The sequence below is a fragment of the Gilliamella sp. App4-10 genome, assembly GCF_001690495.1.
Lineage (GTDB): Bacteria > Pseudomonadota > Gammaproteobacteria > Enterobacterales > Orbaceae > Gilliamella > Gilliamella apicola_G.
Map to the genome: position 1 here is coordinate 136,465 of NZ_LZGS01000018.1, position 16,889 is coordinate 153,353.

Sequence of the window (16,889 nt, forward strand, 5' to 3'; positions counted from 1 at the left end):
ATGTTAAAAGAATATAATATCATTCTGCGAAATGTTAACCAATTTGTGAAAAGCAAACTTAACAGCGTTGCCGCACAAATTGAGCGTGAACAGTTTATCGACTCGCAAACTATATCGCAATTAGCTAAAGAAGGCTATTTAGGCGCTTCGATTAGTAAAAAGTATGGTGGTAGTCAGATGGATTCTTATCAGCTATGTGCGTTACATGAAGTGATTGCAGGTGTGCATGGTTCGTTAGAAAATCTGATTACCGTAACAGGCATGGTTAGTATTCCGATTCAACGTGCCGGTAACAAAATACAGAAAGAGTACTACTTACCTAAACTTGCTTCCGGAGAATTAATCGGTGCAATTGCACTCACCGAGCCCAATATCGGTAGTGATTTAGCTAATGTGGAAACGCAATTAACTCGAGATGGTGATGGCTGGCGTTTAAACGGTAAAAAAAAATGGATTACGTTATCTCAAATTGCTGATTTCTTTATTGTGCTTACTCGCTGTGGTAACCAAATGGCTACGGTAATAATTGATCGTAATACCAAAGGATTTACCATTACTCCGATTCGCGACATGCTTGGCTTACGTGGCAATATGTTAGCGGAATTGAATTTTGATAATTGTCGCTTAGAAAATGAAGCTTTATTAGGGCAGATTTCATCAGGGGTACCACTGTCGGTTAATTTTGCCCTAAACGAAGGTCGATTTACTACCGCTTGTGGTAGTTTAGGACTCTGCCAAGGAGCGGTAGATATCACTGAACAGTATATTCGCCGTCGTAAACAGTTTAAACATCGTCTATTTTCACATGGGATTGTGCAACATCTGTTTACTAAAATGTTAACGCAAACTCGTTCAGCTCGCCTGTTGTGTTTTAGCGCTGCTAATTACCGTGAGAATCTCCATCCCGATATGATTAATGAAACACTCATGGCTAAATATGTTTCCTCTACCGCCGCCGTTGAAGTAACTAGTAATGCTGTTCAATTACTTGGTGCTAATGGTTGCCAAGCAGATATGAACGTAGAACGTTACTATCGTGATGCCAAAATCATGGAGATTATAGAAGGAACTACTCAAATTCATGAAATTCAAATTGCGATGAATTATATGATGAATGGCAAAAGGAGTGATGAATAATGCGTAAACTAGCATTAGTTTTTCCTGGCTCCGGTTCACAGTATGTCGGTATGGTAAAACGGTTGTATGAGAACTATCCTCAAGTTCGCCAATTGTTTGCTCAGGCAAACCAAGTGACCGGTCAGGATATCACCACATTATGCATGTCAGGATCGATCATTAAGTTGTCGGAACCTACCATTATGGCATTATGTATCTACACCACGAGTGTGGCACATTATTTGGCTTTTAAACAATATCTATCTGAAAACAGTAATTCTGCCGTTATCGGATATATGATGGGGCATAGTCTTGGTGAGTATGCTGCTTTAACATGTAGTGGTGCGTTATCGTTTGTTCAAGCGTTGGAATTGGTTGCCTTGCGCAGTCAGTTAGCGAGTGACATTGCCAATCAAGTAGATGCTGGTACATCTATAATCAAACAGGGTAATCTAGACTTAGTTACTGCCGCGTGTGAATTCGCCCGCAATGAGACGAAGCAACAGGTTGATATTGCCTGCTATAACTCAGATCAACAATTTATGTTATCTGGTCATAATACGGCGATCATCGTTGCCGAACAGTATTTGCTGGATAACGATCCACAAGTACAGGTGGTGCCGTTAATGGGTGGCGTACCGTATCACCATCCATTATTACGTCCTTATGGTATTCAGTTGCGTGAAGTTTTGGAAAAGTGTCAATGGCAGCAGCCTAATTGCCAAGTTATCGCTAATGTCAGTGGTCAACCCTATACTAATGCAGGAATGATGATTGATTTGTTAGAACAGCAATTATCGTATCCCGTACAGTGGCAACGTGGTTTAGACTTTTTAAAATCAGAGCAAGCGCCAATCGCCATTGAAATCGGTCCACAAAGTGTTTTGAAAAATCTGCTGATTGAAAACAATTATCCCGCAGATGTCTATGCTTTTGATGATCGTCAAGACCGCGAGAAACTCAAACTTGCCCTAATTAGTCATAATGCTACTAGTAATGATGCAGATTCACATCAACGTTGGTATCTTAACCAATTAATAAATGCTATCACAGCGACGCGTAATCATAATGCCAATAATGCTTTTATCAATGCGCAATTAAAAATGATATTAGGTCAATTCTTCAATTATGTGCAAGTTATTGAGCAACATGAAACGATTAGTGCTCAAGATATTGAATTGCTAAATGAGTTGTTTGAACAAGTGTTAGTGTTAAAAGGAAGTTCCCAACAAGATATAGCGAATTGTCGTGGGATGCTAATTAAATAAATGACAAATATAAACCATGAATAAACCCATATGGGTTATAGATTTTAAGGAATGGTATATGCGCCAGCATGAAAAAGTGGATCAACAGGTGAAGAACGAGGAAACAATTGTTGACTATCTATATCGTATTGCCGATAGCTATGCTGATAAATCGGCTGTTTTTATGGGTGATAAGGCTATCACCTATCGAGAATTGAATGAGCGTTCAAATCAATTAGCCCGTTATCTACGGACACAAGGGATTGGCGAAGATAGTGTCGTTGCTATACTGTTTCCGCGAAGTATAGAAATGTTGATTGCGATTTTTGGTATAGTAAAAGCAGGCGGTGCTTATTTGCCTTTAGCGCCAGATGCACCTAGTAGCAGGATTAACAATATACTTGCTTCCAGTAATGCCCAATATGTTATTTACCATCAGCACGATAATAAAATCTGGTCTGTACCAATGTGTCATATAGATGATATGGCCATACTAAACATGGCGAGTAGTAATTTAGATTATCGTCCATTACCAAAACAGTTAGCCTATGTGATTTATACTTCAGGATCTACTGGGGCGCCGAAAGGTGTGGCTAACGAACATGGAGCATTACTTAATCGAATTGTGTGGATGCAAAAAGCCTATCCGATTAATGATCAAGATGTCCTGTTTCAAAAAACCGTTTATACCTTTGATGTATCTGTATGGGAAATGTTTTGGTGGGCGATGTATGGTGCTTGCGTGGTATTATTACCATCTGGATTAGAAAGTGATCCACGTACCATGCTAAGACTCATCCAACGCCATCAAATCTCAGTAATACATTTCGTACCGTCAATGTTGAATCTGTTTGTTGAATACCTTGAGATCAAAAATGATCCTGCACTTAGTGCCTCCTTAAAATGGGTGTTTGTCAGTGGTGAAAAACTCAGTGCTTATAGTGTAACCAATTTCTATCGCCAAGTCACCGATGGCACACTTGTTAACCTTTATGGACCAACCGAAGCAGCTATTGATGTCAGTTATCATACCTGTTTGCGTAACCAGAATTATCATGATGTGCCGATTGGACGTGCAATTGATCAATGTCGACTATATGTTTTGGATGAAGCTCTCAAGGTGGTTGCCGATGGTGAAGAAGGCGAACTGTATATTGCGGGGATAGGATTAGCCCGTGGTTACCTAAATAATCCAAAGTTAACCGAACGTAGCTTTTTTATACATCCAGCGCTTTGTCATAATGGTCAACCTGAACGAGTCTATAAAACGGGTGATCTTGTACGTTATGATCGCCAAAGCGGCGAGTTTTATTACATAGGCCGTAATGATTTTCAGATAAAAATAAGAGGACTCCGTGTTGAACTAGGAGAAATTGAAGCACATATTATGCGTCATCCTAATATCCAACAGGTTGCGGTGATTGCAGATCAGGAAAATGTTGACCATCAACTCATTTATGCATTTATTGTCAGTGTTGAAATGGTCGATCTTAATGATTTACGGCTTTCATTGTCTACTTCATTACCAAATTATATGTTGCCAAATCGCTTAATCGTACTTTCAGCCTTACCACTTTCCGCCAATGGTAAATGTGATCGAAAACAGCTTATTGCTATCGCTCGGCAACAATCAGCGTTATGTGTTGATCTGCGAGAATCAACCTACATGCAATACTGCCCATTGTCGCCAATACAAGAATCCATGTGGTTTATGCAACAACTGGTACCAGATGTTGCACTTTATAATAATCCAGCAGCGTTACAGCTTGAAGGTAAACTGAATTTAGTACGATTGAATGAAGCAATTAAAAGTTTAATGTTACGCCATTCGTTATTGAGAGCAACGGTTGAACTGCAAGATGGTAAACCGATACTAGCCATTCCCGCTAGCCTATCACAGCCTTTATACAAAACTAGCCGATTATCGGTCACGGCTAATTTAACCAATCAAATCAATCTTAAGGTATCGCAACCGATGCCATTGAGAGCAAAATCACCACTTTGCTGTTTTGAACTCATCATACTCAATGATATGCACCATGTGTTGGTAATTCATTTACATCATATTATCAGTGATGGTTGGTCAAAAGGTGTACTATTGCGTGAATTGCAGGCAGTTTATAACGGTGAAGCTCTTAGTGATGAACAACCCATGGAGTATATCGATTATATAAAAGAGCAAGAACAATGGCGACAAAGTCATCAGTATCAAGAGGATTTAGCATATTGGAGAGAAACATTAAACGGTAATTTACCAGTATTGGATATCGTCGGTGATAGACAGCGCCAATATGCCAATCGGCATCAAGGTGCGTTCGTGGCTTTCGAATTGCCAGTTGCGCTAAGCGAAGCGGTGATAGCAAGTGCTCGAGCTCAACGGGTTTCCTTGTATAACTATTTGTTAGCTGTCTTTATTGTATTTTTACAACGTAATGCTCGTCAACAAGATTATATTGTTGGTATGCCTGTAGCGGGGCGTTTAACTGAACAGAGCGAACATCTCATTGCACCATTAATCAATGTGTTGCCATTACGTTTAACGGTGGATGAAGAGATATCATTTTCAGCCTTGGTGCAAGTGGTCAGAAGACAACTTTTTTCCGCTTTTAAACATCAACGACTTGGTTTTGAGGAAATTGTGAGAACATTAAACATTGAGCGAAGTGCTGGACAATTCCCAGTATATCAATGTATGTTCCAGATAGACAATATGCCAATCGCTCGTCCTACCCTAAATGGCCTTACAGTGACTCCATTATTACTGAATACCGGCGCTTCACAAGTTGATATCTCGTTAAGCATGCAATATATCGATGGAAGAATGACAGGTACCTTTGAATATAATACCGAGCTCTATAGTGCTGAACGAATTAATAACTTCATTACCCAATTTTTTGACTTGTTGGAAGCTACTAGCCGACAACCATCTACCACGGTTAACGAATTAATCAAATTTAATCGACGTGAATATTCTTGGTTGCAACAGCTAAATGATACCCAAATGGCTCTGCCACCTGTCACCAATTTGCTGCAATTGTTGACACCGCATTACCAGCAAGCAGCTGACCAGATAGCGTTGCGGCATGGTAATGATGCTTTGAGCTATGCACAATTGCAACAGGCAATTGCACGTATGGAGCGGTGGTTAATAAGGCAAGGGGTTAAATCTGGTGATTATGTGGTAATAATGTTACCGCTGTCTTGCGACTTAATCATAATCCAATTAGCGGTTATAGCTATCGGTGCTGCTTACGTTCCTATTGATAATGATGCACCCCTAGAGCGTAACCAACTGATTTTTAGTCAGATTAATGCAAGGTTATTGATCACCACCACCGATTTGGCTGAACAACAATTATCTGCGGTACGGGCTATAGCATTGCCAAATTGGCAGGCATTACCGTCAGTTAATGATGCTGACTTAGTAACCTCATTAGTTGCGAACGTATTGAATCAAGATGCTGTTATTATTTTCACTTCAGGTACTACGGGTGTGCCGAAAGGCGTTAGGTTATCGCAATTAAATCTCGTTAATTTAATTTGCTCATTTATCCAAAGTTATCAAGTAAGCCGTCAAGATGTGTTATTACCAATTACTTCTATTGCCTCAGCTAGTTTTGTGGGAGAAATTCTACCAATTTTAGCAGCTGGTGGGAGCTTAGTGTTAGCTGAAAAAACACAGAGTTTAGATGCTAATGCCTTTGTGGCATTACTGAAGACCCAACACGTTACGATTGTAAGTACTACTCCTTCACTCTCTGCGAGTCTTTCATCATTAAGCCAAGATCTTGGTGCGTTGCGATTGTTTATCTGTGGTGGTGAAGCTATGAATTATGATCAGATAGCACCATTATTACCTCATATGCAGGTCGTAAACGGCTATGGTCTGACCGAGAGCGGTATTTGCTCAACGTATCACATCATTGAACCACGCACTGACCGGCAACAAGAACCGTTATCAATCGGACGACCAATACAAAATACCCAAGTCTATGTGGTTGATGTTAATCATAAATTGGTACCGCCCGGCGCGGTAGGTGAATTGTGTTTTTCTGGGCTAGGTTTGTCTCCAGGTTACTTGAACGAACAGCAAAATTCACACCGCTTTATTCAGTTACCAGAACTGCCAGATGTGCGTGTACTAAAAACTGGCGATAGGGCTCGTTGGGCGTTGGATGGTAATCTGTTCTATTTGGGACGTGAAGATCGACAAGTACAAATACGTGGGCATCGAGTAGAATTAGGCGAAATTGAAAGTCAACTTAAACTGCATCCCGATATTGCTGATGCTTGGGTTGATGTGCGTCGTAATGCTTTAGCAACCCCGATCTTAGTTGCTTTTTATGTCAGTAAAAATGGTGTGGTACTTGATAGTCAACAAATCCGTATTTGGCTCAGTATCCGGCTACCATTGCATATGCTACCACTGTTTTATATCCCTCTACCGACATTGCCGATTGGGATAAATGGCAAAGTCGATCCTCGACAATTACCTGAGGTAGATTTAGGTCAGCTTGAAGGGCAAGGGGAATACGTAGCACCAACTAACAAATTAGAACGTCAATTAGTGATGATTTGGCAACAATTACTTGGTGTTGAACAAGTTAGCTGTACGACCAATTTTTTTGATTTAGGAGGACACTCATTACTTCTGGTACAAATGCAACAAATGATCAGTGAAATATGTAGGCAACAAGTGTCATTAGTCGATTTAATGCGCTTTACCACTATTAAACGCTTAGCAAGTTATCTAAAGACGCCGAGCAATATACAAGAAGAATTAAAAGATTGCGCCTTACAACAGCAACGTGCAGACAATCAACGGTCAGCATTTGGTTCCACTCATTGGGGACGTAAATGCTAAATCACTGCACAGTAAATAAATGGAATAGGTAAATTTTATAAAAGTTAAGGAGAGCTATAATGGCAGAAAATAATTTTGGCGTTGCTATCGTGGGCATGGCAGGTCGCTTTCCACAAGCTAATACTATACAAGAATTTTGGGCTAATCTAATAGCTAATAAAGAGTGTATTTCTTTTTATACTGATGAAGAATTATTAGCAATGGGAATTAGTCCAGATTTCATTAGTCATCCTGACTATGTTAAAGCCAAAGGAGAGGTTGTGGATATTGATAAATTTGATGCTGCATTCTTCGGTATTGCTCCACGTGAAGCTGAATTAACTGATCCCCAACACCGAGTATTATTAGAAACAGCCTGGGCTGCCTTTGAAGATGCTGGTTATGTACCGAGTGATTATCCGGGAGATGTTGGTATATTTGCCGGTAAGAGTATGGATTCATATTTAATGTTAAATTTGTTACCACAATTTAAACGGGTATTCTCTTCCGGTAGTTTACAAGCAGCAATTGGTAACGATAAAGATAGTATTACCACCTCAATTGCATATCATCTCAATTTGCGTGGTCCGGCCATTACTATCCAATCTTCTTCTTCCACGTCATTAGTGGCGGTTTGCGTGGCATGTCAAAGTCTACTTACTTGGCAATGTGATATGGCAATAGCAGGTGGTGTCACCTTAGGCCCACCAATAAAAACCGGTTATTTATCACAAGAAGGTGGCATTACTTCGACTGATGGTCATTGTCGAGCGTTTGACGATAACAGTAGTGGATTTGTACCAGGTACCGGCGCCGGATTAGTGGTGTTAAAACGAGTCGATGATGCCATCCGTGACGGTGATCACATTTATGCTGTCATCAAAGGATTCGCCGTTAATAATGATGGTTCAGAAAAGATCAGCTATACCGCGCCCAGTGTCGATGCTCAAGCGAGGGTGATTGTACAGGCGCAGAAATTAGCCGGATTGCAACCCCAGGATATTAGCTACGTTGAAGCGCATGGTACTGGCACCAAATTAGGTGATCCGATAGAATTTTCAGCTTTAAACCAAGCCTTTGCTACTGCTAACGAAAAGCAATACTGTGCATTGGGATCGGTTAAAACCAATATAGGTCATCTAGATACTGCCGCTGGTGTAACAGGATTAATCAAGACAGCGTTGGCGGTTTATCATGGTAAAATTCCGGCGACACTGCATTTTAAACGCCCAAATGCACAAATTGATTTAGCCAATAGTCCTTTTTATATCAATACACAATGTCAGGATTGGCAACCAAAAAGTGGTATCCGTAGGGCTGGTGTCACTTCATTAGGTATGGGGGGAACCAATGCGCATGTAGTAGTTGAACAAGCGCCTGCTTACAATAAGCCGCGTGCTGATGCTCCATCATACTGTATTTTGCCATTCTCCGCCAAAACTAAGAGCTCATTACAAAACAGTTTGCAATGCTTTGCTGATTTCTTGCAATATGAACAGCTCGATAAACGTGATGTTGCTTGGACGTTAGCAACTGGTAGAACAATGTTTGAATACCGTGCCGCTATCGTTTGCGATGCGGTGACAAATGCAGCTAACTTACTGACTGATAAAAATAATCAATCAATCATCCAAGACATTGCTAAAGCACAACCTAATCTAGGTTGGTTATTCTCTGGTCAAGGCAGTCAATATCAACGTATGGGACAACAGTTATATCGCCAATGGCCAGCTTATACCGCCGCATTTGATCACTGTGCTGATATTTTGGCGCGTGATGCTGCGATTGATATTCGTGCTGAACTTTTTAGTGCGCCAATTTCCAATGAACAAGCTGAACGTTTATCACAAACATGGTTAACGCAACCGTTACTATTCAGCGTTGAGTATGCACTGGCTCAATTATGGATCAGTTGGGGTGTTGAACCAACATTAATGATTGGTCATTCACTTGGCGAATGGGTTGCCGCGACAGTTGCAGACGTGTTCTTGCTTGATGATGCGTTACGTTTGATTGCTAAACGAGCTAAATTAATGAGCAGTGCTGAAAGAGGTGCAATGTTAATGGTAGCTCTTGCTGAAAATGAGGCCAATGCCTATACTAATGATTGCGTAGCTCTTGCTGCGATTAACTCACCGAATTATTCAGTGCTATCAGGACCCAAAAAAGATATCGCTGCGATCAGTGAGCAGCTAACACATAAAAATGTCATCAATAAACTGTTGCACACGTCGCATGCATTTCATTCATATATGATGAAAGATGTGGCTCAGGCATTACGCCTTGAATTTGCTGATGTACATCTAAATCCACCAACTTATAGCTTTATATCAACTGCCACGGGTAACGCAGTAGAGGCTAACACTCTAACCACTGTGGATTATTGGATTAACCAAATGTTAATGCCAGTTCGGTTCTCGGCAGCGGTACAGGTAGCACATCAACGATATAATTGCGATTTCCTTGAAATTGGTCCGGGATCGACTTTAGTTCATTTGGTTAATAGTCATCAATTGGCGCATAGTGAGGCTAAAAGTTCCTTGCCAACGGCTAACAGCGAAATGGATGAAAATAAACACCTGTTAGAAACCGCCGCCAGTTTATGGGCAAGAGGACATAATCTAAATTGGGTATCACTTGTTGGTGATAGTCCGCGTCGTGTATCTTTGCCCACTTACCAATTTGATAAAACTCGTTATTGGGTATCAAGCCCAGAAGAACAAGGGATTCAAACACCAGTTAATGATGTTGTTAACAATACTGTTACATTTGCAAAAAGCAACTCCAACCGACAGCCACGACCTCATTTCTCTACCCCATATGAACCGGCTCAAACCGATACTCAGCGTGAATTGTTAGCTATCTGCGAATCTATACTCGGTATTGACGGTTTAGGTATCAATGATGATTTCTTTGAAGCAGGTGCTCACTCCTTGATGCTGGGAATCCTATTAGCGCAAATTCAAGAGGTTTTCTCAGTAACGGTCTCATTTGTAACATTGATGGAAGAAGCCAATGTTCGCGTGTTAGCTGAGCAGATCGAACACCAACTTACAGCAAAACCAGATGCGATTTTGGCATCGTTGCTAGAAGAGATTGTGAAAAACTAAAAGAGTTGTTAATGGTAACAATAACAGTAGGTTAACTGTGATAAAAAGGAAATAAACGTTAATGATAACGCAGCATATTGCAAACATGCGTAAATTACCCGAAGACAAAAAGCAAAAATTGTTACAACAATTGGCACATGCAGGTGTCTCGCCTCTGAGTATTCCGATTGTTAAAGTCAATGAGAAAGAGGCTCTTCCTCTAGCTTATAATCAAGAACAACTATGGTTTTTGCAACAATACGATAGCCATGTAACTAATTACAATATATATGTTGTTTATAAAATACAAGGCAATATTGACAGTCAGTTTTTAAATCAAGCGTTTGCCTTGATACAGGAGCGGCATGCTATCTTGCGTACGCGGTTTGTCTTACAGGATAAGCAACTTTGCCAAGTGATTGATGATGAAGTAAAGGTATCAATAGAGCGAATAACGCTTGATCATCAGAGTTCAGAGGCGCAACGAGATACCGTGATTCAAAGCGTAATCAATACGCAGTTTGATCTGGCAAAAGGCCCCTTATTAGTTATAAAACATCTTGTTCAATCAGGGCAAAGTGATTACATTGTGTTTTGTGTGCATCATATTATTATGGATGGGATTTCGTTAGGAATACTCTTTAACGAATTGCAACAACAATATAATTATCTAAAAAATAATACATTACCGGCACCTGTTGAACCAGAATGGCAATATGCTGATTATGCGTGTTGGCAACGTGAGTGGTTTAAAGAACCATTGTTAGCCCAAGATCTTAATTATTGGCGAGAACGGTTACATGATGCACCAAGGCTATCCACCTTTCCAACGTTATATTCACGTCCAGCAGTGCCAAGTCAAGCAGGTGCAAAGATCTCCATTACCTTTGATGCATTGTTGAATGGTGCCATCAAACGCCTTGCCAGTGAACAAAAAACGACGCCATTTGTTTTATTACTTACAGCTTTCAAATTGTTGTTGTTACGCTATACCAATCAGCAACAGTTGATTATCGGAACTCCTGTTTCTGGACGTATTCGACCAGAATTGCTTAACAGCATTGGTTTTTATGCTAGTGTTGTCTTGATCTATAGCGATTTTAGTACTTTGATTACAGCGCATGATGCGCTTCGACAGGTAAAAAAGAATGTAAAAGAGACTTTTGGAAGGCAGAAATTGCCATTTGAAATGCTGCTCAATAGTCTGAATATTCCACGTCAACCATCCCATTCACCGTTATTTCAGATTTTATATATCTATCATTATCAAGTGAACGAGCGTAATTTCAGCTTAGCTGATGCTCAGTGGAAACAATTAAACTATCACAATAACTCGGTTAAATATGATATGACTGTGGAAGTCTTCGACAATGGAGATACTATTGATGTCACGCTTGAATATAATAGTGGTTTGTATAATGAAGCATATGTACAGAATATTGCCGAGGCATTTCGCCAATATTGTATTGCATTAACTGTCAATCTCCAAATACCGATCAATCAAATTAGTTCATTTAATCAGTCTAATGGGCAATATGCACTTCAGGCGTTCAATGCTACCGATGTTACTTGGCCAGCGCCACATGATTTATTGACGTTAATTCAACAAATTAGTTTACAACAGTCAGATCAGATAGTGATCCAAGGTGCTGATTACCAGATGAGTTGGCAAATGCTATGGCTTAAGGTACAGACGATTGCCACAAGATTAAAAGCACATGGTATCCAATTGGGTGATCGTGTAGGAGTACTAATACCAAGACACGGCGACTTAATTGCTACAATGTTAGCGATTTGGTATGTGGGCGCAGTGTATTTGCCGTTTGATATCAATCAACCATCGGCTCGTGTACGACGTCTTATGCAACGTGCTGGTTTAACCTGTTTAGTGGTCAGAGAGTACTGTGAATATCAAGACATTGTACCATTATTGTTATTGGAACTTGATCAATTATATACTATACCAGAGTTGCCTTCCGATAATCTTCGTATGCCGATTTTACTCGATGCACCAGCCTATATTCTATTCACATCGGGTAGTACGGGTGAACCGAAAGGGGTAACCATTAAGCACGGTAGTTTGCTTAACTTGCTATTAGATATGCAACAGACGTTTGCTGTGGATAAAGGTAGTCGCTTATTATCGGTCACGACCCCAGCCTTTGATATTTCTTTCTTGGAATATTTGTTACCGTTAATATCTGGCGCTAGTCTATATATAGCAGAAGCGGAAATCGCTGCTGACAGTTTCGCCATGATCAAATTGATTAATGAATATCAACCAACCCTTATGCAAGCCACGCCGTCATTTTGGCAGGCTTTACTCACTGCAGGATGGCAGGGTAATGATAATCTCTGTGTGTTAGCAGGGGGAGAAGCATTGCCAGTGCACACAGCTGAAGGGTTATTAAATCGCTGTCAAACACTGTGGAACCTATACGGACCGACCGAGACTACAATTTGGTCATTAAAAGCAAAGGTGATTGACTTTAATCACATCACCATTGGATCGCCGATTGCCAATACTCGAATTTATATCTTAGATGAGAAGGGTAACCCCGTACCGTCAGGCGTTGTTGGTGAGCTTTATATTGCAGGTGCAGGTGTAGCAATGGGCTATGATGGGCAGACAGAGTTAACCGATAAGCATTTTCTTGCCGAACCTAGTCACTTTGCTGGGGCGAAAATGTTTCGAACTGGTGATTTGGTGAGTTGCGATCCGCATGGAAATTTGCGCTTTATTGGTCGTAAAGATACCCAAATCAAACTACGCGGTTATCGTATCGAATTGGGTGAAATTGAGCGGGTAATCGCTCAGCATATACACGTCGAAAGTGCGGTGGTAGTGTGTATTGATAATGCACAAGTCGATAAACTGTTAGCAGTTGCAGTGATCACTATGCAAGATGTTGACTTTAATGCTCTAAAGCATGAACTTCAACAGCAATTACCAGATTATATGATCCCGACTTTGTGGCAAAAAGTTGAACACTATCCGCTGACAGCCAACGGCAAAATTGATCGGAAGCAGTTAGCTGATAGTTTCGTGCTTGATAGGGAAGCTAGTCAACCGCAAACTTTCGAGCTCAATGAGCAAGAACAAGCCTTAATGACACTGTGGATGCATTTTTTACCGATTAAAAATCCTGATCCAAATAGTGATTTTTTTAGTCTAGGCGGCCATTCTCTACTGGCAGTAACATTGTTAGCAGAGATTAATCGTGAGTTTGCGTGTGCACTGACCTTAAAGGACATTTTCCACTATGCTAATGTGCGTGCACTCACAGCAAGGATTACTCAGCTACAAGCACAAAATATTCCAATGGTTGCGCAAACGCTTGTTATTACCAACAATCAAAATGCTCGTTATCAACCGTTTCCGTTGACCGATGTACAACGAGCTTATTGGATTGGTCGACAAACTGGCAATAGCGCAGTCGCTACTCATGTGTATCATGAATTTGCAGTTAACCAATTTGATCTTATACGTTTTAGCCAAGCTCTTAGTCAACTCATTGCTCGTCATGATATGTTACGGGCAATTGTGCTACCAGATGGCACTCAACAAATATTAGCGCAGGTGCCTGAATATCAGATTGCTTATCATGATTTACGTGGACTAACACCACATGATAGCCAAAATGCTCTGCAAACAATTCGGGCGGAATTGTCCCATAAAGTTCATGTTGTCGATCATTGGCCATTGTTTGACTTTAGTTATACACAATGTTCTGAACAAGATGGGCGATTGCACTTTAGCCTTGATCTTCTCATTGCTGATGCAGTGAGTATGCGTACCCTACAACGAGAGTTAATTACTCTTTATCAGCAACCGGCTACTCCATTACCAGTTTTGCCATTCTCCTTCCGTGATTATGTACAGGCATTACAGGTTGAGCAAGCTGGCACGACCTATCAGCGTGATAAAGCCTATTGGGAACAATCAATCAATCAGTTATATGGTCCACCAAGATTACCGATTAAGGGTGATCTCCTATTGTTACCTGATATTAAATTTGTAAGACGTAGTTGTCGCTTATCGGTGGAAAAATGGCGATCTTTAACGCAAATAGCTCAAGCTGCTCATGTGACTAAAACTGGCTTATTATTGACCGTATTTAGTCAAGTATTAGCGCGATGGTGTAGTCAACCAGCTTTTACGCTCAATTTGACTTTATTTAATCGTCCAATGGGCTACCTTGGTGCGGAAGCTGTAATTGGTGATTTTACAGCAGTGAGTCTACTTAATATTCATTATGATAGTCAACGTAGTTATGCCGAAAACGCACAAATTATTCAGGGCCAATTATGGGACGATTTGGATCATCGTCGTTATAGTGGTATTCGGGTTAACGAGGCACTTATTCGTAGTGGACGATTCCAGTCACCTATGCCGGTAGTATTTACTAGTGTTTTGGACAATGCCGATGGTGAATTATCAGCACAAGTAGTTGAAGGTTTTACCCTACTTGAAGACGCTAATATCACCCAAACGCCGCAGGTTTGGCTTGATCATCAGGTCCTAGAATCAGGTGGAGAACTGCATTTTAATTGGGATGTAGTGAATGCACTTTTTGATCCAACTATGATAGATGCTATGTTCACGACCTATTGTCAGACCCTCATTGAGCTTGCGAACCAGCCACAACGCTGGCAAATGCCAGAGAGCTCATTATCCTTACCGCGCCTAAGTGCGCCTGTCGAACAAAAACCAGTACCAACAAGGTTGATGCATTATGGATTATTGCATTATGCCGAGTTAACACCGGAAGCAATAGCACTGATAACTTCTAACCAACGCCTTACTTATCGCCAACTATCTGGCGCTGCCAATAACATCGCTAAACAGCTACAAGCTTTAGGGGTTAAACGTGGTGATCGGGTTGCGGTAATGATGAAAAAAGGTTGGGAACAAATTGTTGCGGTACATGCGATTTTGCGTTTGGGCGCAATTTACTTACCCATCGATCCTGTACAGCCAGTGCAACGACAGTCGTTGTTATTGGCTGAAGGTGAAGTTTGCGCTATGGTGACGCAACCTCAAATTGAGCTAGCAGATCCAATTCACTTACCGGTTGTTGTCGTGATGCCGGCAATGCTCAAAGAGGCAACAAAACCATTAAATGTAGTAGAAGCTGATATAACTGATATTGCTTATATCATCTTTACCTCAGGTTCTACCGGTGTACCAAAAGGAGTAATGATCGATCATCGTGCAGCCATGAACACGTTGGAGGATATCAATCAGCGTTTTAGCTTACAGGCAAGGGATAGGGTTTTTGGTTTATCGTCACTAAGCTTTGATCTATCTGTGTTTGATGCTTTTGCGCCATTTATGGTCGGTGCAGCATTAGTGTTACCAGATGCTGGTTTTGAAAAAGATCCACAGCACTGGCTAGATATGCTAAACCGTGCAAAAGTTACCGTGTGGAACTCGGTACCTGCTTTAATGCAAATGCTATGTGAATATCAAAATGGATGTAGCGCAAGTTGTCCGCAATTACGCTTAGCATTGCTTAGTGGTGATTGGATTCCATTAACGTTACCAGGTCAGATGCGTTCCCGACTTAATCAAACGTTATCTATTATTAGTTTAGGTGGTGCTACCGAATGCGCTATTTGGTCTGTTTTCTACCCGATTATGGATCTTGATCCACACTGGACAAGTATTCCTTATGGTCGAGGTTTACGCAATCAGCCAATATATGTATTAAATGAACAGTTAGAAGAGTGCCCTGTAGGGGTTGAAGGTGAAATTTACATTGGAGGCATGGGATTGGCACAAGGTTACCTCAATGACCCAGATAAAACTGCCGCCAGTTTTGTCTGGCGTAAAGCCAGTGCTGAACGTATTTATCGTACAGGTGATTTAGGTCGTTATTTTGCCGATGGTCAAATTGAGTTTCTGGGACGTAAAGATACGCAAGTTAAAGTCAATGGGTTCCGTATTGAATTAGGAGAAATTCAATGTCATTTAGAACGTTTGTCATCGGTTAACCATGCAGCCGTGGTATTTCATCAAGGGCATATCTATGCTTTTATCACAACTACATTGACCACGGATATCGTTAATAACGACGAGATTATAGACGGGGCATTGGTGCAACTTCAACAGTCACTGCCAGTTTATATGATTCCACAAGGTCTCTACATTATTAACGCGCTGCCAATGACCTCTAATGGCAAAATTGATAGGGCAGCACTGATTCGGGAAGTTATTAATCATATGAGTACATCGGCATCAGAGTCTACAGTAACTACAGCGGCCACATCATCTTATGAGCAACAAGTTTCGTGTATTTGGTGTGAGTTATTACAAAAACCGCAAGTCGGACTAGAAGATAACTTTTTTGAAGCAGGAGGAGGATCAATTCAAATTGTACTAATGCATCGACGTATTGAAGAGAAGTTTAATGTCACTATCCCGATTGCAGAATTGTTTCGACTAACTACCGTGAAGAAGATTGCCGATTATCTACAAGCGAAGTTAGACAATGTTCCCGATGTTAGTCATGTGCAGCATCGTGATGCTTCTCAACTTCGAGCTCAACAACGGCTTCAGCGCCGCCATAAACGTCAACGTTAAGGAAAAAA

At 40.9% G+C, this 16,889-nt stretch carries 5 protein-coding genes; all 5 read left to right on the top strand.

Annotated elements, in window-relative coordinates:
• The 5 genes from clbF to A9G23_RS03360 all read left to right on the top strand — a co-directional run bounded on the left by clbF (nt 1) and on the right by A9G23_RS03360 (nt 16,881).
• Nucleotides 1-1,137, top strand: coding sequence for a colibactin biosynthesis dehydrogenase ClbF (gene clbF / locus A9G23_RS03340; protein ID WP_065586264.1), 1,137 nt, complete (start codon nt 1-3; stop codon nt 1,135-1,137).
• Nucleotides 1,137-2,384 carry a colibactin biosynthesis acyltransferase ClbG gene (clbG, locus tag A9G23_RS03345; RefSeq protein ID WP_141674903.1) on the top strand — a complete coding sequence of 416 codons (1,248 nt, stop codon included), beginning with the start codon at nt 1,137-1,139 and terminating at the stop codon, nt 2,382-2,384. The genes clbF and clbG overlap by 1 nt, the downstream gene beginning before the upstream one ends.
• A 58-nt stretch (nt 2,385-2,442) precedes the next feature.
• Nucleotides 2,443-7,227 (top strand): colibactin non-ribosomal peptide synthetase ClbH, encoded by a 4,785-nt coding sequence (gene clbH / locus A9G23_RS03350; protein WP_065586266.1) that lies wholly within the window; start codon nt 2,443-2,445, stop codon nt 7,225-7,227.
• A 59-nt stretch (nt 7,228-7,286) separates the two neighbouring features.
• Nucleotides 7,287-10,316 (top strand): colibactin polyketide synthase ClbI, encoded by a 3,030-nt coding sequence (gene clbI, locus A9G23_RS03355; protein WP_065586267.1) that lies wholly within the window; start codon nt 7,287-7,289, stop codon nt 10,314-10,316.
• A 61-nt stretch (nt 10,317-10,377) separates the two neighbouring features.
• Nucleotides 10,378-16,881, top strand: a complete 6,504-nt coding sequence (locus A9G23_RS03360) for a non-ribosomal peptide synthetase (protein WP_065586268.1) — start codon at nt 10,378-10,380, stop codon at nt 16,879-16,881.
• Nucleotides 16,882-16,889: the final 8 nt, after the last annotated feature.